The organism is Pseudomonas sp. LBUM1656, assembly GCF_059716065.1.
Genome location: NZ_CP166800.1, coordinates 3,395,619 through 3,413,930, shown reverse-complemented (window position 1 = coordinate 3,413,930; position 18,312 = coordinate 3,395,619). Strand labels below are relative to the sequence as shown.

General features: G+C 59.8%; 16 protein-coding genes. 7 read left to right on the top strand and 9 right to left on the bottom strand.

The window, feature by feature from the left end; genetic code table 11:
• Nucleotides 1–87: 87 nt before the first annotated feature.
• Entirely contained in the window at nucleotides 88–441 is a 354-nt protein-coding gene (locus tag ACA072_RS15405; RefSeq protein ID WP_497618726.1) for a hypothetical protein, read from the bottom strand.
• A 503-nt stretch (nucleotides 442–944) separates the two neighbouring features.
• On the opposite strand from ACA072_RS15405, the gene ACA072_RS15400 reads away from it, so the two are divergent.
• Complete coding sequence (locus ACA072_RS15400; RefSeq protein WP_497618724.1) at nucleotides 945–5,846, top strand: NAD-glutamate dehydrogenase; 4,902 nt, start codon at nucleotides 945–947, stop codon at nucleotides 5,844–5,846.
• A 163-nt stretch (nucleotides 5,847–6,009) separates the two neighbouring features.
• On the opposite strand, the gene ACA072_RS15395 is transcribed toward ACA072_RS15400, so the two are convergent.
• From ACA072_RS15395 to pdxR, 4 genes are all read right to left on the bottom strand, one after another.
• Nucleotides 6,010–6,720 carry an ATPase gene (locus ACA072_RS15395; RefSeq protein WP_497618722.1) on the bottom strand — a complete coding sequence of 237 codons (711 nt, stop codon included), beginning with the start codon at nucleotides 6,718–6,720 and terminating at the stop codon, nucleotides 6,010–6,012.
• 227 nt (nucleotides 6,721–6,947) lie between these two features.
• Complete coding sequence (locus ACA072_RS15390) at nucleotides 6,948–7,361, bottom strand: cupin domain-containing protein (RefSeq protein ID WP_497618720.1); 414 nt, start codon at nucleotides 7,359–7,361, stop codon at nucleotides 6,948–6,950.
• A 282-nt stretch (nucleotides 7,362–7,643) separates the two neighbouring features.
• Complete coding sequence (locus tag ACA072_RS15385) at nucleotides 7,644–7,937, bottom strand: putative quinol monooxygenase (protein ID WP_497618718.1); 294 nt, start codon at nucleotides 7,935–7,937, stop codon at nucleotides 7,644–7,646.
• 123 nt (nucleotides 7,938–8,060) lie between these two features.
• Nucleotides 8,061–9,494, bottom strand: coding sequence for a MocR-like pyridoxine biosynthesis transcription factor PdxR (gene pdxR / locus ACA072_RS15380; protein WP_497618716.1), 1,434 nt, complete (start codon nucleotides 9,492–9,494; stop codon nucleotides 8,061–8,063).
• A gap of 206 nt (nucleotides 9,495–9,700) precedes the next feature.
• Here pdxR and ACA072_RS15375 point away from each other — a divergent pair, with 206 nt between their 5' ends.
• The 3 genes from ACA072_RS15375 to ACA072_RS15365 all read left to right on the top strand — a co-directional run bounded on the left by ACA072_RS15375 (nucleotide 9,701) and on the right by ACA072_RS15365 (nucleotide 11,889).
• Nucleotides 9,701–10,141, top strand: coding sequence for a carboxymuconolactone decarboxylase family protein (locus tag ACA072_RS15375; protein ID WP_497317757.1), 441 nt, complete (start codon nucleotides 9,701–9,703; stop codon nucleotides 10,139–10,141).
• Nucleotides 10,142–10,227: 86 nt separating this feature from the next.
• On the top strand, nucleotides 10,228–11,148 hold the full coding sequence (locus ACA072_RS15370; protein WP_497618714.1) for a LysR substrate-binding domain-containing protein: 921 nt from the start codon (nucleotides 10,228–10,230) through the stop codon (nucleotides 11,146–11,148).
• Between the two features lie 219 nt (nucleotides 11,149–11,367).
• Entirely contained in the window at nucleotides 11,368–11,889 is a 522-nt protein-coding gene (locus ACA072_RS15365) for a GNAT family N-acetyltransferase (protein WP_497618712.1), read from the top strand.
• 1 nt (nucleotide 11,890) lies between these two features.
• On the opposite strand, the gene ACA072_RS15360 is transcribed toward ACA072_RS15365, so the two are convergent.
• Nucleotides 11,891–12,583: an aspartate/glutamate racemase family protein gene (locus ACA072_RS15360; protein WP_497618710.1), complete on the bottom strand. Its 693-nt coding sequence runs from the start codon at nucleotides 12,581–12,583 to the stop codon at nucleotides 11,891–11,893.
• A 279-nt stretch (nucleotides 12,584–12,862) separates the two neighbouring features.
• Between ACA072_RS15360 and ACA072_RS15355 the strand changes: the two genes are divergently transcribed.
• Nucleotides 12,863–13,357, top strand: a complete 495-nt coding sequence (locus ACA072_RS15355) for a hypothetical protein (protein WP_497618708.1) — start codon at nucleotides 12,863–12,865, stop codon at nucleotides 13,355–13,357.
• A gap of 150 nt (nucleotides 13,358–13,507) precedes the next feature.
• Here the strand turns inward: ACA072_RS15355 and ACA072_RS15350 are convergent, their stop codons facing one another.
• Nucleotides 13,508–13,729: a cbb3-type cytochrome c oxidase subunit 3 gene (locus ACA072_RS15350; RefSeq protein ID WP_497618707.1), complete on the bottom strand. Its 222-nt coding sequence runs from the start codon at nucleotides 13,727–13,729 to the stop codon at nucleotides 13,508–13,510.
• Nucleotides 13,730–13,737: 8 nt separating this feature from the next.
• The gene (ccoN, locus tag ACA072_RS15345; protein WP_497618705.1) at nucleotides 13,738–15,165 is read right to left on the bottom strand and encodes a cytochrome-c oxidase, cbb3-type subunit I; all 1,428 of its coding nucleotides are present in this window, start codon (nucleotides 15,163–15,165) and stop codon (nucleotides 13,738–13,740) included.
• A gap of 426 nt (nucleotides 15,166–15,591) precedes the next feature.
• Between ccoN and nirA the strand changes: the two genes are divergently transcribed.
• Together nirA and ACA072_RS15335 are read left to right on the top strand one after the other, a co-directional pair.
• Nucleotides 15,592–17,265 carry a nitrite reductase NirA gene (gene nirA / locus ACA072_RS15340; protein WP_497618703.1) on the top strand — a complete coding sequence of 558 codons (1,674 nt, stop codon included), beginning with the start codon at nucleotides 15,592–15,594 and terminating at the stop codon, nucleotides 17,263–17,265.
• The gene (locus tag ACA072_RS15335; protein ID WP_497618701.1) at nucleotides 17,262–17,741 is read left to right on the top strand and encodes a DUF934 domain-containing protein; all 480 of its coding nucleotides are present in this window, start codon (nucleotides 17,262–17,264) and stop codon (nucleotides 17,739–17,741) included. Before nirA ends, ACA072_RS15335 begins: the two co-directional genes overlap by 4 nt.
• A 48-nt stretch (nucleotides 17,742–17,789) precedes the next feature.
• Here the strand turns inward: ACA072_RS15335 and ACA072_RS15330 are convergent, their stop codons facing one another.
• Complete coding sequence (locus tag ACA072_RS15330) at nucleotides 17,790–18,290, bottom strand: hypothetical protein (RefSeq protein ID WP_497618699.1); 501 nt, start codon at nucleotides 18,288–18,290, stop codon at nucleotides 17,790–17,792.
• Nucleotides 18,291–18,312: the final 22 nt, after the last annotated feature.

The following is an 18,312-nucleotide window of genomic DNA, read 5'->3' as shown; positions in this document are numbered from 1 at the left end:
CGCTCCCACAGGTGACCGCGTTCTGTCAGTGGACTGCGATTAAATGTGGGAGCGGGCTTGCTCGCGAAGGCGCCCGCTCAGACACCATCAAAGCTCGCTTATATAAGTCCCTGTGCCTTTGAGGATGTTCTGCAGGGTCAATTCAACTTCAGCCAGATCGCCCGCATCTGTGCTGTGAATGATTTCCAAAGAATCATCCCCATTCAGCGCATCCGCATCCGCCGCCGCGATTTCAATCAGCAGCCGGGTCGCGCTGAGGGTCACTTTCACGCCATCCAGCGTCGAAGGCTCGCCATCAAGGGTGATTTCCAGCTCGTCTTCGTCCGGGTAGCGGGTCATCAGGAACATGTCGCCCTGTTCGCTGTGGCAGCAGAGCATGGCCATGTTGTCTTCTTCGTCATCGCACGGGTTGACGATCAAGAGGGGGGTGGTCATTTGCATGGGGAAATCCTGGCTCGGCGAGCGTTGTGAACGCAATAAAAGGCGATTCTGCCAGCCTGCGGGAATTTCTGCTTGGGTGAGTGTCAGAGGATGTGTCGTGAACACTTGGCGTGTTGCTGGTCATTTCTGGTACGGATGTGCCGTGAAACCGGGGATAAACCGCCCGTTTTCCTGCACGACTGCTAGTGTTGTTCGAGGCGCATGCTACGAGCTGCGTACCGATGACCGAATATGTCGCAGCGCCGCAAGCACAGGCCTTGCCGCACTCGTTAAGCTGCGCATCGAATGGATATCCGTAAAGACATTGTGCAATTCATCGCACAGGCGTTTTTGCCGATAGCCATCCATGGAAGGTGAATGTGACCTGAGTGTCTCGTCCAGCTTCACCCACCTGTCACCCTGTTTCCTCTGCCCGAGAATCAGGAACAGGGTGACGGATCGCCCCGAAAGGGGTTTTGCACGCGACGCTTCCATCAATAACAAGCCCAAGCGGAGTACCACAGATGGCGTTCTTCACCGCAGCCAGCAAAGCCGACTTCCAGCACCAACTGCAAGCGGCACTGGCCCAGCACATCAGTGAACAGGCACTGCCACAAGTGGCGCTGTTCGCTGAACAATTCTTCGGCATCATTTCCCTGGACGAGCTGACCCAGCGTCGGTTGTCCGACCTCGCCGGCTGCACCCTTTCTGCGTGGCGCCTGCTTGAGCGCTTCGATCACGCGCAACCGCAAGTGCGCGTCTACAACCCGGATTACGAACGCCACGGCTGGCAGTCGACCCACACTGCGGTCGAAGTGCTGCACCACGACCTGCCATTTTTGGTGGACTCGGTGCGTACCGAGCTGAACCGTCGCGGCTACAGCATTCATACCCTGCAAACCACTGTGCTGAGCGTGCGTCGCGGCAGCAAGGGCGAGCTGCTGGAAATCCTGCCGAAGGGCACCCAGGGCGAAGGCATTCTGCAAGAATCGCTGATGTACCTGGAAATCGACCGTTGCGCCAACGCGGCCGAGCTCAATGTCCTGACCAAAGAGCTGGAGCAGGTTCTCGGTGAAGTCCGCGTCGCGGTCACCGATTTCGAACCGATGAAAGCCAAGGTCCAGGAAATCCTGAGCAACCTGGACAGCAGCCAGTTCGCTGTCGATCCAGAAGAAAAAGCCGAAATCAAAAGCTTCCTGGAATGGCTGGTGGGCAACCACTTCACGTTCCTGGGCTATGAAGAGTTCGTGGTTCGCGATGAAGTCGACGGCGGCCACATCGTCTACGACCAGTATTCCTTCCTGGGCCTGACCAAACTGTTGCGCACCGGCCTGACCTACGATGACCTGCGCATCGAAGACTACGCCGTGAACTACCTGCGCGAACCGACCCTGTTGTCGTTCGCCAAGGCTGCACACCCGAGCCGTGTACACCGTCCGGCCTACCCGGACTACGTGTCGATCCGTGAAATCGACGCCGACGGCAAAGTCATCAAGGAATGCCGTTTCATGGGCCTGTACACCTCTTCGGTGTATGGCGAGAGCGTGCGGGTCATTCCGTACATCCGCCGCAAGGTCGAAGAAATCGAACGCCGTTCCGGCTTCCAGCCCAAAGCTCACCTGGGCAAGGAACTGGCGCAGGTGGTCGAAGTGCTGCCACGCGATGATCTGTTCCAGACCCCGGTGGATGAGCTGTTCAGCACCGTGATGTCGATCGTGCAGATCCAGGAGCGCAACAAGATCCGCGTGTTCCTGCGCAAAGACCCGTACGGCCGTTTCTGCTACTGCCTGGCCTACGTGCCGCGTGACATCTATTCCACCGAAGTGCGCCAAAAGATCCAGCAAGTGCTGATGGATCGCCTGAAAGCCTCGGATTGCGAGTTCTGGACCTTCTTCTCCGAGTCCGTGCTGGCCCGTGTGCAGCTGATTCTGCGCGTCGATCCGAAGAACCGTCTGGACATCGATCCGGTTCTGCTGGAAAAAGAAGTGGTTCAAGCCTGCCGCAGCTGGCAGGACGATTACGCGAGCCTGACGGTTGAAAGCTTCGGTGAGGCGAGCGGCACCAACGTGCTGGCCGACTTCCCGAAAGGCTTCCCGGCCGGTTACCGCGAGCGTTTCGCTGCCCACTCGGCCGTGGTCGACATGCAGCACCTGCTTAGCCTGAACGAAAAAAATCCACTGGTGATGAGTTTCTATCAGCCACTGGGTCAGGTTTCCGGTCAGCGCGAGCTGCACTGCAAGCTGTATCACGCCGATACGCCGCTGGCGCTGTCCGACGTGTTGCCGATCCTGGAAAACCTCGGTCTGCGCGTGCTGGGTGAATTCCCGTATCGCCTGCGTCACAACAGTGGCCGCGAGTTCTGGATTCACGACTTCGCGTTCACCGCTGCTGAAGGCCTGGAACTCGACATCCAGCAACTCAACGACACCTTGCAGGACGCCTTCGTCCACATCGTGCGTGGCGATGCCGAGAACGATGCGTTCAACCGCCTGGTACTGACCGCCGGCCTGCCATGGCGCGATGTGGCGCTGCTGCGTGCCTACGCCCGTTACATGAAGCAGATCCGCCTGGGCTTCGACCTGGGTTACATCGCCAGCACCCTGAACAACCACACCGACATCGCTCGCGAGTTGACCCGGTTGTTCAAGACCCGTTTCTACCTGGCGCGCAAGCTGACCGGCGACGACCTGGAAGACAAGCAGCAACGCCTGGAACACGCGATCATCGCCGCGCTGGACGAAGTCCAGGTGTTGAACGAAGACCGCATCCTGCGTCGCTACCTGGACCTGATCAAGGCCACGCTGCGGACCAACTTCTACCAGACCGATGCGAACGGCAAGAACAAGTCCTACTTCAGCTTCAAGTTCAACCCGCACCAGATTCCAGAGCTGCCGAAGCCAGTACCGAAGTTCGAAATCTTCGTTTACTCGCCACGCGTCGAAGGCGTGCACCTGCGCTTCGGCAACGTGGCTCGCGGTGGTCTGCGCTGGTCTGACCGTGAAGAAGACTTCCGTACCGAAGTCCTGGGCCTGGTAAAAGCCCAACAAGTGAAGAACTCGGTCATCGTGCCCGTGGGCGCCAAGGGTGGCTTCCTGCCGCGCCGCTTGCCACTGGGCGGCAGCCGAGACGAGATCGCGGCCGAGGGCATCGCCTGCTACCGCATCTTTATTTCGGGCCTGTTGGACATCACCGACAACCTGAAGGACGGCGCACTGGTGCCGCCGGCCAACGTCGTGCGTCATGACGACGATGACCCGTACCTGGTAGTCGCTGCGGACAAGGGCACTGCGACCTTCTCCGACATCGCCAACGGTATCGCCATCGACTACGGCTTCTGGCTGGGTGACGCGTTCGCGTCCGGTGGTTCTGCCGGTTACGACCACAAGAAGATGGGCATTACCGCCAAAGGTGCGTGGGTCGGCGTTCAACGTCACTTCCGCGAGCGCGGCATCAATGTCCAGAAAGACAGCATCACCGTGGTCGGCGTCGGCGACATGGCCGGCGACGTGTTCGGTAACGGCCTGTTGATGTCCGAGACGCTGCAATTGGTTGCCGCGTTCAACCACCTGCACATCTTCATCGACCCGAACCCAACGCCGGCAAACAGCTTCGCCGAGCGTCAGCGCCTGTTCGACCTGCCGCGTTCGGCGTGGTCGGATTACGACACCAGCATCATGTCCGAAGGCGGCGGGATCTTCTCCCGTAGCGCGAAAAGCATCGCGATTTCCCCGCAGATGAAAGAGCGTTTCGACATCCAGGCTGACAAGCTGACCCCGACCGAACTGCTGAATGCCTTGCTCAAGGCCCCGGTAGACCTGTTGTGGAACGGCGGTATCGGCACCTACGTCAAGGCCAGCAGCGAAAGCCACGCCGATGTCGGCGACAAGGCCAACGATGCACTGCGCGTGAACGGCAACGAACTGCGCTGCAAAGTCGTGGGCGAGGGCGGTAACCTCGGTATGACCCAACTGGGTCGTGTCGAATTCGGTCTCAATGGCGGCGGTTCCAACACCGACTTCATCGACAACGCCGGTGGCGTGGACTGTTCCGACCACGAAGTGAACATCAAGATCCTGCTGAACGAAGTGGTTCAGGCCGGTGACATGACCGACAAGCAACGCAACCAGTTGCTGGCGAGCATGACCGACGAAGTCGGCAACCTGGTGCTGGGCAACAACTACAAGCAGACTCAGGCCCTGTCCCTGGCGGCCCGCCGTGCTTTCGTGCGGATTGCCGAATACAAGCGTCTGATGAACGATCTGGAAGGTCGCGGCAAGCTGGATCGCGCCATCGAGTTCCTGCCGGCTGAAGAAGCGATCAACGAACGCCTCGCGGAAGGCCATGGCCTGACCCGTGCCGAGCTGTCGGTGCTGATTTCCTACAGCAAGATCGACCTCAAGGAAGCGCTGCTCAATTCCCAGGTGCCGGACGACGATTACCTGACGCGCGACATGGAAACCGCTTTCCCGCCGAGCCTGGTGAGCAAGTTCTCCGAAGCCATGCGCCGTCACCGTCTGAAGCGCGAAATCGTCAGCACCCAGATCGCCAACGATCTGGTGAACCACATGGGCATCACCTTCGTTCAACGACTCAAAGAGTCGACCGGCATGAGCCCGGCGAACGTGGCCGGTGCCTATGTGATCGTGCGTGACATTTTCCATCTCCCGCACTGGTTCCGTCAGATCGAAGCCCTGGACTACCAGGTCTCCGCCGACGTGCAACTGGAACTGATGGACGAGCTGATGCGTCTGGGCCGTCGCGCCACGCGCTGGTTCCTGCGTGCCCGTCGCAACGAGCAGAATGCTGCCCGTGACGTCGCGCACTTCGGTCCGCACCTGAAGGAGTTGGGCCTCAAGCTCGACGACCTGCTCAGCGGCGAGATCCGCGAAACCTGGCAGGCGCGTTATCAAGCGTACGTCGAAGCCGGCGTGCCGGAATTGCTCGCACGCATGGTGGCTGGCACTTCGCACCTGTACACGCTGCTGCCGATCATCGAGGCCTCCGACGTGACCGGCCAGAACCCTGCGGACGTGGCCAAGGCTTACTTCGCCGTGGGCAGCGCGCTGGACATCACCTGGTACCTGCAACAGATCAGCGCTCTGCCGGTTGAAAACAACTGGCAGGCCCTGGCCCGTGAAGCGTTCCGTGATGACGTCGACTGGCAGCAACGTGCGATCACCATCTCCGTCCTGCAACAGGGCGACGGCACTCAGGACGTGGAAACACGCCTGGCGCTGTGGATGAAAGAGCACAACGGCATGATCGAACGCTGGCGCGCCATGCTGGTGGAAATCCGTGCCGCCAGTGGCACTGACTACGCCATGTATGCGGTGGCCAACCGTGAACTGCTGGACCTGGCGTTGAGCGGGCAAGCGGTAGTGCCAGCACCTGTCACTGCAGCTGCCGAGCTGGAACCGGCTGCCTGATCAGGCGTTGAATGAAAAAGCCCCGCATTGAGAGATGCGGGGCTTTTTTTTGCCTGCAAGTTATGAGGTGTTTATCAGGCCCTCTTCGCGAGCAAGCCCGCTCCCACATTTGGAATGCATTCCAAATGTGGGAGCGGGCTTGCTCGCGAAGAGGCCAGTAGCCTTAATACAACTTCTGAGCTGTTGTGTTATCAATCATCGACACTTTATCTGTCGGCCTGGTCAATAAATTACTGAGCGACTGGTCAAGCTTCTGCAATGCCCTGACTTGTACTTGTTGTTGTTCGTTAATATCCACCACGATCTCTTCACTGCGTTTGTAATCCGCCCATACCGGACTTAGCGCTCTGGCGTCATACCCTTGCGCAGTGCCGATGTAGTTGAAGTTCGAGTCATAAAACTCCGCACTCACCTTTGCCTCAATATCCGAACTGCGCGATGTCATCAATTGGCTGCGGGTGTCGACAATGGCCACCACATCGGGCTTCGCCGCTCTGAGGCTTTGCATGTTCGGGTACACCGTCACCGAGCCGAACTGCCGTTGCAAGGATGCCTTGACCCAGTCCACGGCATGGTCCGGACTGGAGGTGGCGACGTAGGCGTCGTGGATCGACTGCACCAGCAGGCTCTGGCCGAAACCGGTGCCGGCGTTGGCCTGGTAGTGCTGTAGGTAGGCTCGATTGGTCTGGGTGTTGCGGCTGTAGACGACGCCCAGCGAAACCTGATTGCCGTTGGGAACGTGCGTGGCACTGCTGCGGCCCACCGGTTCGGTGAAGAGGCCGTCCAGCGAAGACACGGCTTTGGGCGCTGTGGGAACCGAGCAGCCGGTCAACAGAGCGAGCATTGTTAATGTACTGGCAAGCGCAAGTTTCATGGTGTTTCTCCAGTGAAACAACTTGAGTTGGAAAGTTGTAGTGTCGGATTAACCCGGCGTGGTTCCAGACTAAACCTGTCGCGGCCGAATGAAATAGCCAATCACTGCACTTGTTGGGTGACCAATAGTTTAATTAGGTTTAAAACATCCCCGGTAATGACGCCGGGAAATAAAAAGCCCCGAAAAGTTAATTCGGGTCTTTTTATTTATGGCTGCCCCTTCAGCTATCAGTTTTCCAAGGGGATCAACACTTTTTCGTCCGGCGACAAGACCATGAATACCAACAGTTTGGCGGGCCTGGTTGCACTGGCGTTTTTCGAGACCAGATGTTCCGAACCGGCCGGTTCATACCAGTACTGACCGGCCTTGTAAGTGATCGATTTCTCGCCCTTCACTTGTGAGGTGACCGCGCCTTCAAGGACGTAGGCCATGGCGGTGCCTTCATGCTTGTGGGCAATCGAGGATTGGCCGGGTTTGTAGTCGACCTCGATCATCATGGCTTTTTTGCCGGGCACGTTTTTCAGCGCCTCATCCTGCAAAACCGTGACCTTCTCTGAAGGGCCTTCGTGAGCAATGGCTGTCGCTGGCACGCTCAGAGCAAGGGCGGCCAGGGGCATTGCAAGGAAACGCAAAGCTTTCATGGTTCTTTACCTGCGGTGGTTAGTTGTCAGAACCAACGATAGTCCGCAGGTGGGGCCAATCAAACAGCCAATATTGGGGAAGGTGAGGGGACCAATCTGGTCCCGGTTTTTTGTAGCAGCTGCCGAGCAACGCGAGGCTGCGTTCGGCTCGGTCCGCGTTCGGGCGAAGCAGTCGTAAAATCAGGTCGCGCGGTGTGTCATGAGTACCGTGTGCGCCGGGTTTACGACGGCTCCGCCGCCGAACGCAGCCTCGCGCTGCTCGGCAGCTGCTACACAGGGGGGTCAGCGAATCGGGAAGCTGTTGAAATCCACGGCACTCGCCAATTGGTTGTCGATCAGGCCAATAAAGCCTTGTACTTCAGGGCAGTTGAAATGCATCTGCATGGCCGCTTCCGATTGCCAGTGGGCGCTGACGGTCCAGCGGTTGCTGTCCTCTGGGCAGCGGTCGACCATATAGGAATCACAGCCCGGTTGTTGACGCAGGGTGTCGACAATCTTTTGCAGTTGCTTACCCAGTTCTTCCGAGCGGCCGGCGGCGGCCTGCACCTGTACGGTATTGATCACTTCGTTGGACATTGCTCACACTCCTGAATCAGGCCGGACGAATCCTGCTCACTGAGGGATAACGCTTATGCAGGATAGGCCTGCACCCTGGGACCGCCAATAGCCAATCGCCGGATAAAGCCGCAGACCAATCGATCAGGCCACCTGTTGGAGAATGTCGCGCAAGCGGTCCAGGGCGATGTCGATGTCCAGGGTTTCGATGGCACCAAAACCGAGGTAGAGCCCGGCCCGCGGCGTTTGCTGGTAGAAAAAGCTGTCGATGGCGTAGAGCCCGACTTCGACTTTTTTGGCCAGTTCGATCACCAATGGAATATCCATAGGTACTTTGCACATCACCACCATGTGGAACCCGGCGGTAGTGGGCACCGGTTCCAGCCAGGGCGAAAGGTCGCCCGCCATGCGCGTCAGGATCCGTTCGCGGCGCCCGGCATAGATCGTATGGCAGCGCCGGATGTGCTTGAGCAGGCAACCTTCGGCGATGAATTTGGCCAGCGCCCATTGGGGCAGGGTCGAGGTGTGCAGGTCGGTAAGCTGCTTGGCGCGGATCACCGCTTCAAGTATCGCCGGCGGCAACACCGCATAACCAAGCCGCAGCTCCGGCAGCATGGTTTTCGAAAAGGTCCCGACGTAGGCGACGATGCCGCGCTCATCCATGCTCTGAAGTGAATCGGTAGGCCGGCCTTCGTAGCGGAATTCGCTGTCGTAATCGTCCTCGATGATGATCGCGCCCAGCTCATAGGCCCGTTCCAGCAGCGCCACCCGGCGCGCTTGGCTCATGGGCATGCCCAGCGGAAACTGGTGGGACGGCGTGACGTAAATCAGCCGTGTCCCCAAGGGGATCTTGTCCACCTCAATCCCTTCGGCATCCACCGGCACCCCGATCACCGTGGCCCCGTGGGTGCCAAACAACAGGCGTGCCGGCGGGTAGCCGGGGTCTTCCATGGCGACAATGTTGCCTGGACGCGTCAGCACCCGGGAGATCAGGTCCAGCGCTTGTTGCGCGCCGTTGCACACCACCACGTCTTCGTCCTGGCAATTGACCCCGCGAGAAAACGCGATGTGCCGGGCGATCGCATTGCGTAGCGCCGGCAAGCCTTCGGGCAGGCTGTAGAAGCCCTTGGACGCGGCCATCTGGCGCAACGCGTGGGAGGTGCAGCGCCGCCAATCGTCCTGCGGAAACTGGCCTTTGCTGGTGGCGCCACCGATGAAGTCGTAGCGTAACGAGCCCTCCAGGGTCGGGTGGCGCAGAAACACCGGCAGCTTGCGCCAGGACTCGATCACCTCAAAGCTCGCCAGCTGCGAATGGCTTTGCTTGGGCGCGGCTTTGGCTGTGCGGGCATTGACGAACGTGCCTTTGCCGATCACTCCGGTGAGGAAGTTTTCATAGGTCAATTGCGCATAGGTGTCGGAAATGGTCTTGCGCGAAATGCCCAGCTGTTCGGCCAGCAAACGGCTGGGCGGCAGCTGCGTCCCGGCTGCCAGGCGGCCGGATTCAATGGCGCTGCGCAGTTGGTTGTACAACTGGCCTGCCAGGTCCTTGCGGCCGTTGATGACAACATGAAGTTCCATACCGGCGAGGCTCCTGGGGCGATTGTGGCGCGTGTGCGTCGCGCCAGATTACCTGCATGAGCGGCAGCGCAGAAGTTGCGCAGGCGAAAAACCGAGGATTGGTCTGCTCGCGAATGGTCCATGGCTTTTTCGCTGAATTGGATCTGTAACGTCTGCGTGTCAGCGCCTACCTTGGAGATCTCTATTCGATCCCCGAGACCGCCCCCATGAGTTCCCGCCTGGATTACTACAGCGCATCGCCCAAGGCGATGAAAGCGATGATTGCCATGGAGGCGCTGACCAGCAATCTCAGCATCGAGCCGGCGTTGCTGCATTTGATCAAGATCCGCGCCTCGCAACTCAATGGCTGCGCCTTTTGCACCGACATGCATTCAGTGGACGCACGGCGCCTCGGCGAGACGGATCGGCGCTTGTATTCGATCGTGGTCTGGCGTGACAGCGGCTTCTTCAACCCTCGGGAACGTGCGGCGCTGGCCTGGACCGAAGCGGTGACCTTGCTCTCCGAAAGCCATGTGCCGGACGACGTCTACGCCTTGGCCCGGGAGCAATTCAACGAAAGTGAAATGGTCGACTTGACCATCGCGGTTACCACCATCAACAGCTGGAATCGCCTGGCGGTGAGTTTTCGGCAAACACCCGGCGGCTGAATCGATTTTCCACTGAGGGTGTCACGTCAGGTTCATAAACGCTGCGCAGGATGAGGGCTTCAAGGATAGATCGACAGGAGTCATCGATGTCATTCATGGAGTCCACCCGCGTCGCCGGTATCGATCCGGTACTGGCGCAGTCTTTCCGGGTCAGCGCCCGTTGCGGTTGTTTCATGCAGGCGGCCCGCAGCCTCAACATCAAATCAACCCAGTTGCGCAAACACCTCGCGCAGCTCGAATCGCACTTACAGTGTTCCCTGTTCAATCATCAGGACAATGGCCTGGCCTTGAGTCGTGAAGGATTGCAGCTTCAGGCGCAATTGATCGCCCTGGCCCATGAGCACGACGTGCCGGTGATCGAACAACCGTTGATTCGCCTGGCTGTGGCCGAGTCGATTCTGCACGACATTCTGGGCCGCGACCTGGTCTCGCTGTTGCGACGCAACGCCAGCGTGCGCCTGGACATCATTACGCTGGACAGTGAGCTGTCGCTGCAAGCGGTCAGTGCCGATGTGGTGCTGTGGCTGGCCGGCACCGAGTCTCCGCTGCCAGGCCCGAGTTTCCCGGTCACCGAACCTCAGCCTTTGGCGCGACTGGATTATCAGCCGCACATCGCCAAACGTTATTCACGGGTTGCGGCTCGGCCCGACAGCCTCGATGACCTGGCGGACTTCATGCTGGTGCAATGGCAGCCTGATCGACAGGTCGAGTGTTTTCGGCCGTGGAACGTCGTGGTCGATCAGCGTCTGGCCGGCGTGGTGCAGTTGCATTCCTATGAGCTGATGCTGGAGATGATCCGTTGCAGCGCCTGCATCGGGTTGCTGCCCAATTACATGAGCCAGTTCGACCGGGGCCTGGTCGCGTTACCGGGGTTGTTCGAGCAATCGATGCAGCGCCAGGTATGGATGGCGGTGAATGCAGAGTCTGCGGGGCAGGCCGAAGTGCAGATGATCGTCGAGCTGATCCACAATACCTTCAACGAGCGCCGAGACTGGTTTGAAGCCTGAACACTCCCCCCTGTGGGAGCGGCGGTGCGACGATTCGACTTGCTCGCGAAAGCGGTGGCTCAGTCAAATCTAAAGTTGTATGTGCCACCGTCTTCGCGAGCAAGTCGGATCGCCGCACCGCCGCTCCCACATGGGTCTGTCACACAATAGGGTTCTCGCCATGCTGCAAGCCTGCGTTGTAGAGTAAGCGGCCATGTCTGCGTCAAGGATGAGTCACCCATGCCCGCCACCGATTCTGTCATCACCCTCGAACGCTTCAGCGAATCCCACATCGACGGCGTTACCGCGCTCTACAACGACCCGGCGATCACCCGTCAGGTGCTGCAAATGCCATTTCAATCCACCGAGATCTGGCGCCAGCGCCTGGCAGCGGATAACGAGCGCTTGGTCAAACTGGTGGCGCTGTATCAAGGCGCGGTCATCGGCAACATTGGCCTGGAGCAGTTCTCGCGGATTCGCCGCAGCCACGCCGGCAATCTCGGCATGGCGGTCGCGGTGGAATGGCAGGGCAAAGGCGTGGGATCAAAACTGCTGGCGGCGGTGCTGGACGTCGCCGACAACTGGATGAACCTGCAACGGGTCGAGCTTTCGGTGTACGCCGACAACGAAGCGGCCATCGGGCTCTACCGCAAGTTCGGCTTCGAGACCGAAGGCCTGTTCCGCGACTACGCCGTGCGGGACGGCCGACTGGTTGACACCCTGAGCATGGCACGCCTGCGTCGCACACCCAGGTTCGACTGACTCAATCACCCAGCGCGAACGCCACCGCCGCCTGCGCATGCAGTGCGGTGGTGTCGAGCAAGGGCAGGGCGCTGTGCTCGGGTTTGATCAACATGCCGATTTCGGTGCAGCCGAGGATGATCGCCTGGGCGCCGCGCCGGGTCAGCGACTCGATGACCTGCTGATACACCTTGCGCGACGCCTCGCTGATCACTCCGACACACAACTCATCGTAGATGATCCGGTGCACGGCCTGGCGTTCCTCGGTTTCCGGTACCAGCACCGTCAAACCCATCGCGCTCAGGCGATCCTTGAGAAAGTCCTGTTCCATGGTGAACGCAGTCCCGAGCAAACCGACTTTCAGCGCTCGGGCCTCCACGGCGGCCTGGCCGGTCGGGTCGGCGATGTGCAAGAACGGAACACTGATCGCCGCTTGAATCTGTCCGGCCACTTTGTGCATGGTGTTGGTACACAGCACCACGCACTCGGCGCCTCCGGCCTCGAGCCGGCGTGCCGCATCCACCAGAATCGCCGCCGCGTCGTCCCAGCGCCCGGCATGCTGGGCCTGTTCGACAGGGCCGAAGTCGACGCTGTACATGAGCAATTTCGCCGAACGCAACGGCCCGAGCCGGTCGCGAACCTGTTGGTTGATGAGGCGGTAATACTCGGCGCTGGACTCCCAGCTCATGCCGCCGATAAGGCCGATGGTGCGCATTGGATTTCCTCAGGCTATGGCCCGTGCTGACAGATCAGGCCTGAGAGGGAGTTTCCATTTGTTCGATGGCGGGCACCAGCGACAAATCAACTGTAATGCTCATATTCCGTTGAAGTGTCATGGTGCTTTTTCAGGCAAGGGGTAATCCCCTGAGCGTAGCCGCTCGTCGTTCTCATCCACCGTTAAAAAATGCTCACACGTCAGCTTTGTCGTACGCCGGTGGCCCGCATCTGCCATGATTGATTTCCGCAGCACCGCTTCAACCAAAGGAACACCGCAATGGACGACGTACAGCAACTGGGCGAGATGCTTCGCCACTACGCAGAAAGCGAAGCGCACAAGAAGCAAGTGTTTGAGTCGCAATCGGCCGTGTGGACGACGCGCATCGGTGAACTGTTTGACCAGATCCAGCAGTGGCTGGAGCCGGTCCAGGTGCCGAACCTGCTGGAGGTGAGTCGCGAAGTGTATGTCGCTTCAGGGCCGAGCGTCCCGGTCGAGACGTCGACGTTCAAGACCGAGAAACTGAGCATTGTCATCGCCGGCAAACCGGTGGAGTTCGTGCCGGATGTGATGGGCGTTGGTGGTCAGATTTCGTTAGCGGTGATGGGCTTGACGGCTGCCCGGTATGGCAGCATTTCGCTGGTGTGCCTGCCGCCGGCCACGAATTGGCAATGGCGCAAGACCAACGGCTTGAAAGACCCCGATACGTTTGCGTTCGATGCGAACTTCCTGGCGCAGCAGTTGCAGAGCCTGATTCCCCGCGAGCGCGGCTGAATCCACCGAGCCTGATACAGAACCCTGTGGGAGCGGCGGTGCGACGATTCGACTTGCTCGCGAAGAGGCCATAACATTCAGCATCAATGTTGAATGTCAGTCCGCCTTCACGAGCAAGCCCGCTCCCACATTATTTGGATGTGTGGTGTATCAGATTTCGAGGTTGCCCCAACCGGTTTTCGCCTCTTCCGGGGCCACCGCTTTCACTGTTTTTCCCGTCGCCAACTCCACCCGCCGCGCCACCTCAGGGTCATCCGCAAACGGAATCAGGCTGGCTTCCTCCAGGCTTTCCGCCGTCTGGTGCTTCAGGCAATATTCAATCACCAGCCAAAACCCCACGACCCCAAACAGATTCAGCACAATCTCGGTCATCTCAAACCTCACGCAAACTGCGCATCACGTTCGGCCATCGCCACGTCCGCTACCCGCACGGTGCGCCAAACGTTGTACGCCATCAGCAACATCCCGCTGAGGAAGAACACCCCGCCGGCAAAGCGCACCACGAACCCCGGATGGCTGGCCTGCAAGGCCTCGACGAACGAATAGGTCAGCGTGCCGTCGTCGTTGATTGCACGCCACATCAGCCCTTGGGTGATGCCGTTGACCCACATCGAGGCGATGTACAACACCGTGCCGATGGTCGCCAGCCAGAAGTGCAGGTTGATCAGCGGCGTGCTGAACATTTGCTCGCGGCCGAAGACTTTCGGGACCATGTGGTAGATGGCGCCAAAGGTGATCATCGCCACCCAGCCGAGGGCGCCGGCGTGGACGTGGCCGATGGTCCAGTCGGTGTAGTGGGAGAGGGCGTTGACGGTTTTGATCGCCATCATCGGCCCTTCAAACGTCGACATGCCGTAGAACGCCAGCGACAGCACCAGAAAGCGCAGGATCGGGTCGGTGCGCAATTTATGCCAGGCGCCCGAGAGCGTCATCATGCCGTTGATCATCCCGCCCCAGCTCGGCGCCAGCAGGATCAGCGACATCGCCATGCCGAGTGACTGCGCCCAGTCCGGCAACGCGGTGTAGTGCAAGTGGTGCGGGCCGGCCCAGATGTACAGGGTGATCAGCGCCCAGAAATGCACGATCGACAAGCGATACGAATACACCGGCCGGCCCACCTGTTTCGGCACGAAGTAGTACATCATCCCGAGGAACCCGGTGGTCAGGAAAAACCCCACCGCGTTGTGCCCGTACCACCACTGCACCATCGCGTCGGTGGCGCCGGAATACACCGGATAAGACTTAAACCAGTCCACCGGAATCGACAAGTGATTGACCACATGCAACATCGCGATCACCACGATGAATGCGCCGAAGAACCAGTTGCCGACATAAATGTGTTTGGTCTTGCGCCGGACCACGGTGGTGAAGAAGACGATGGCGTAGGCGACCCAGACCACGGTCATCCACACCGCGCCGGAGAATTCGATCTCGGCGTATTCCTTGGTGGTGGTGTAGCCCAGTGGCAAGGTGATCAGCATCACCACAATCACCGATTGCCAGCCCCAGAAGGTGAACGCGGCGAGTTTGTCGGAGTACAGCCGCACCTGACACGTGCGCTGCACCGCGTAGTAACTGGCGGCGAATTGCGCGCTGCCGGCGAAGCCGAATATCACCAGGCTGGTGTGCAGCGGGCGCAAGCGGCCGAAGGTGGTCCACGGCAGGTCGAGGTTCATCTCGGGCCACACCAGTTGCGAGGCGATCCACACCCCCATCGCCATCCCCACGACGCCCCATACGATGGTCGCCACGACGAATTGGCGCACGACCTTATAGTTATAGGCCTGTCCGATTGTTGCTGTGCTCATGGTCAATGCTTCCACGGTTGCAAAGTCTTGCCAGGCCACCCGGACTGGCATGCCGTCAACTGTAGAAACCCTGTCGTAAACAAAACAGACTCAGAAAAACCGAGTTTATGCGGATCAGATACGAGGCCTGCCTGCGGTGATCTGCCGCAGTCTGATACGGTTTTTTAGTGTTCAGGTGAATCTGTAACGACCTGCGCTGCAGGTTCATAGTCATCCCTACAAGCACCGCCAATCTCTGTAGCAGCTGTCGAGCACCGCGAGGCAGCGTTCGGCTGCGAAGCAGTCGTAAATCCTGTGCACGCGGTTCATCAGACAGACCGTGTTGCCTGGTTTTACGACTGCTGCGCAGCCGAACGCTGCCTCGCGGTGCTCGACAGCTGCTACAGGGGATGCAGAGCGTGCGATTCACCCTGATGAGGTAGCCACATGTATCAGTACGACGACTATGACCGCGCCCTGGTCTTCGAGCGGGTTGCGCAGTTTCGCGATCAGGTCGAGCGTTTCATGACCGGCGAGTTGAGCGAGGAAGAGTTCCTGCCGTTGCGCTTGCAGAACGGCCTCTACATGCAAAAGCACGCCTACATGCTGCGCGTGGCGATTCCTTACGGCACCCTGAGCGCCAGGCAGATGCGCACGCTGGCGAGCATCGCCCGGGACTACGATCGCGGCTATGGCCACTTCACCACTCGGCAGAACATGCAGTTCAACTGGATCGAACTGGCGCAGGTGCCGGACATTCTCGAACGGCTGGCCCAGGTCGAGATGCACGCAATCCAGACCTCCGGCAACTGCGTGCGCAATATCACCACCGAAGCGTTTGCCGGTGTGGCGGCGGATGAACTGATGGACCCGCGACCGCTGGCCGAGATCCTGCGCCAGTGGTCGACCATCAACCCGGAGTTCCTGTACCTGCCGCGCAAGTTCAAGATCGCCATCTGCTCGGCGGAGCAGGATCGCGCCGCCATCATGATGCATGACATCGGGCTCTACCTTTATCGCGATGACAACGGACAGAGGCTGTTGCGGGTCATTGTCGGTGGCGGGCTGGGGCGCACGCCGATCCTTGGCTTGCAGATTCGCGAGGGTTTGCCGTGGCAGCATTTGCTGTCCTACGTCGAAGCGGTGCTGCGGGTCTACAACCGCCACGGTCGACGCGACAACAAGTACAAGGCGCGGATCAAGATTCTGGTCAAGGCCTTGGGGATCGAAGCGTTCGCCAGGGAAGTGGAGGAGGAATGGCAGTACCTCAAGGACGGTCCGGCGCAGTTGACCGACGTCGAGTATGAGCGTGTCGCCAGTGCCTTCGTGTCCCCCGACTACCGTTCACTGTCCGACACTGACCTGGATTTCGGCACGCGCCTGGCTGAAAACCCGGCTTTCGCGCGCTGGGTCACGCGCAACGTCCAGCCGCACAAGGTCGCGGGTTACACCAGCGTCGTGCTGTCGACCAAACCGGGTTTCGACTCGCCGCCGGGGGACGTCACGACCGAGCAAATGCTGGCCGTGGCTGAATGGTCCGAGCAATTCGGGTTCGGCGAGATTCGCATCGCTCATGAACAGAACATCGTGCTGCCGGACGTGCCCAAGGCTGATCTCTACACGTTGTGGTGCCTGGCCTGCGAGCAGGGCCTGGGCTGCGCGAACATCGGCTTGCTGACCGACATCATCGCGTGCCCCGGCGGCGACTTCTGCGCGCTGGCCAATGCCAAATCGATCCCGATTGCCCAAGCGATCCAGGCACGTTTCGAGGACCTGGATTACCTCCACGACCTGGGCGACATCAGCCTGAACATCTCCGGCTGCATGAACGCCTGCGGCCACCACCACATCGGCAACATCGGCATTCTGGGGGTCGATAAGAACGGCAGCGAGTGGTACCAGATCACCCTCGGCGGCAGCCAGGGCAAGAACAGCGCCTTGGGCAAGGTCATCGGCCCATCGTTCAGCGCGGCTGAGGTGCCCGGGGTGATCGAGCGGATCATCGCCACGTTTGTCAGTTATCGTGAGAGCGAAGAACTGTTCGTCGAGACCTTGCAGCGCATCGGTCTAGAGCCGTTCAAGGAGCAGGTATATCCGAAGATGCTGGAGGTTTCGGCATGAACAATCTGCTGCGACTGGAGGAGGGTGGGGCGCGGATTGTGGCTGACGATCCGTGGGTGCTGGTCAGGGACGTAGAGGGTGAACTCCCGGCGGGGGCGGTGATTTTGCCGTTGAGTCGCTGGCTTCACACGCCGGCACAACAAGCGGTGTGGCTGGGGCCGGACGATGAGGTGGAAAGACTCAAGCCTTGGTTTGATTCACTGCCGCTGATTGCCCTGGATTTCCCGAGTTTTCGCGACGGTCGCGGTTATAGCCAGGCGTACCTGCTGCGCACTCGATTGGGCTGGAAGGGAGAGTTGCGCGCGGTCGGTGATGTGCTGCGCGATCAGCTCAGCCACATGCGCCAATGCGGGTTCGACAGTTTCGCGGTGCGCGAAGACAAATCCGCTGAGGATGCGCTGAAGGGGTTGGCCGGTATGAGCGTGTTGTACGGACGATCGGTGATTGAACCGCGGCCGTTGTTTCGCCGGCGATAAACCGCAGGAAAAGAGGGCGCATCCTGCCTGGCAGGATGCGCCGCACTATCAGTTAATGCGGATCAGGGACGCACGGGCGTCGGGGGAAAGTTGATCGATCTCCAACAGCGTCAGGTCTTTTGGGGCTTCGGCGGTCAGGGGTTTGCCGAAGTTGCCGGCCGCATCCGTCGGCAGTTTGTACATCGCGCCGGTCAATGGATCGACGACCAGCATGCCAATCAGGCCACCGAACACCAGGTTGCCCCAGTACCAGCCACTCATGCTCGATTCCACGGTTGCGCTGGTATCGGCAAAACCTTCTTTCTTGAAGGTAATGGTGTAGGACTCGCCCTTGAAATAGCCGCGGCCCGACGGCAGCGTCACGGAATTGGGCGTCGAACCGCTATGCACGACAACACCGGCCTTGTTCTTGATGACAAAGTTGGCACCGCTTGGCGTGCTCGACACGTTCACCGGGTATTTGCTGTCACCGACGATACTGGCGCAGCCCGACGTCAGCAGTGCGGCGGACAGGGCGGTAACGGTGAACAGCGTGCGAAGGGCTTTCATTGTTGATCCTTTGGACAGGGCT

Excerpts from the sequence above, each read along its gene's own strand:
- ACA072_RS15370 (WP_497618714.1), top strand. The coding sequence starts at position 10,228 with ATGTCATTCATGGAGTCCACCCGCGTCGCCGGTATCGATCCGGTACTG.
- ACA072_RS15405 (WP_497618726.1), bottom strand. The coding sequence starts at position 441 with ATGCAAATGACCACCCCCCTCTTGATCGTCAACCCGTGCGATGACGAA.
- nirA (WP_497618703.1), top strand. The coding sequence starts at position 15,592 with ATGTATCAGTACGACGACTATGACCGCGCCCTGGTCTTCGAGCGGGTT.
- ACA072_RS15330 (WP_497618699.1), bottom strand. The coding sequence starts at position 18,290 with ATGAAAGCCCTTCGCACGCTGTTCACCGTTACCGCCCTGTCCGCCGCA.
- ccoN (WP_497618705.1), bottom strand. The coding sequence starts at position 15,165 with ATGAGCACAGCAACAATCGGACAGGCCTATAACTATAAGGTCGTGCGC.
- ACA072_RS15390 (WP_497618720.1), bottom strand. The coding sequence starts at position 7,361 with ATGAAAGCTTTGCGTTTCCTTGCAATGCCCCTGGCCGCCCTTGCTCTG.
- ACA072_RS15360 (WP_497618710.1), bottom strand. The coding sequence starts at position 12,583 with ATGCGCACCATCGGCCTTATCGGCGGCATGAGCTGGGAGTCCAGCGCC.
- pdxR (WP_497618716.1), bottom strand. The coding sequence starts at position 9,494 with ATGGAACTTCATGTTGTCATCAACGGCCGCAAGGACCTGGCAGGCCAG.
- ACA072_RS15375 (WP_497317757.1), top strand. The coding sequence starts at position 9,701 with ATGAGTTCCCGCCTGGATTACTACAGCGCATCGCCCAAGGCGATGAAA.
- ACA072_RS15365 (WP_497618712.1), top strand. The coding sequence starts at position 11,368 with ATGCCCGCCACCGATTCTGTCATCACCCTCGAACGCTTCAGCGAATCC.
- ACA072_RS15355 (WP_497618708.1), top strand. The coding sequence starts at position 12,863 with ATGGACGACGTACAGCAACTGGGCGAGATGCTTCGCCACTACGCAGAA.
- ACA072_RS15395 (WP_497618722.1), bottom strand. The coding sequence starts at position 6,720 with ATGAAACTTGCGCTTGCCAGTACATTAACAATGCTCGCTCTGTTGACC.
- ACA072_RS15385 (WP_497618718.1), bottom strand. The coding sequence starts at position 7,937 with ATGTCCAACGAAGTGATCAATACCGTACAGGTGCAGGCCGCCGCCGGC.
- ACA072_RS15350 (WP_497618707.1), bottom strand. The coding sequence starts at position 13,729 with ATGACCGAGATTGTGCTGAATCTGTTTGGGGTCGTGGGGTTTTGGCTG.
- ACA072_RS15400 (WP_497618724.1), top strand. The coding sequence starts at position 945 with ATGGCGTTCTTCACCGCAGCCAGCAAAGCCGACTTCCAGCACCAACTG.
- ACA072_RS15335 (WP_497618701.1), top strand. The coding sequence starts at position 17,262 with ATGAACAATCTGCTGCGACTGGAGGAGGGTGGGGCGCGGATTGTGGCT.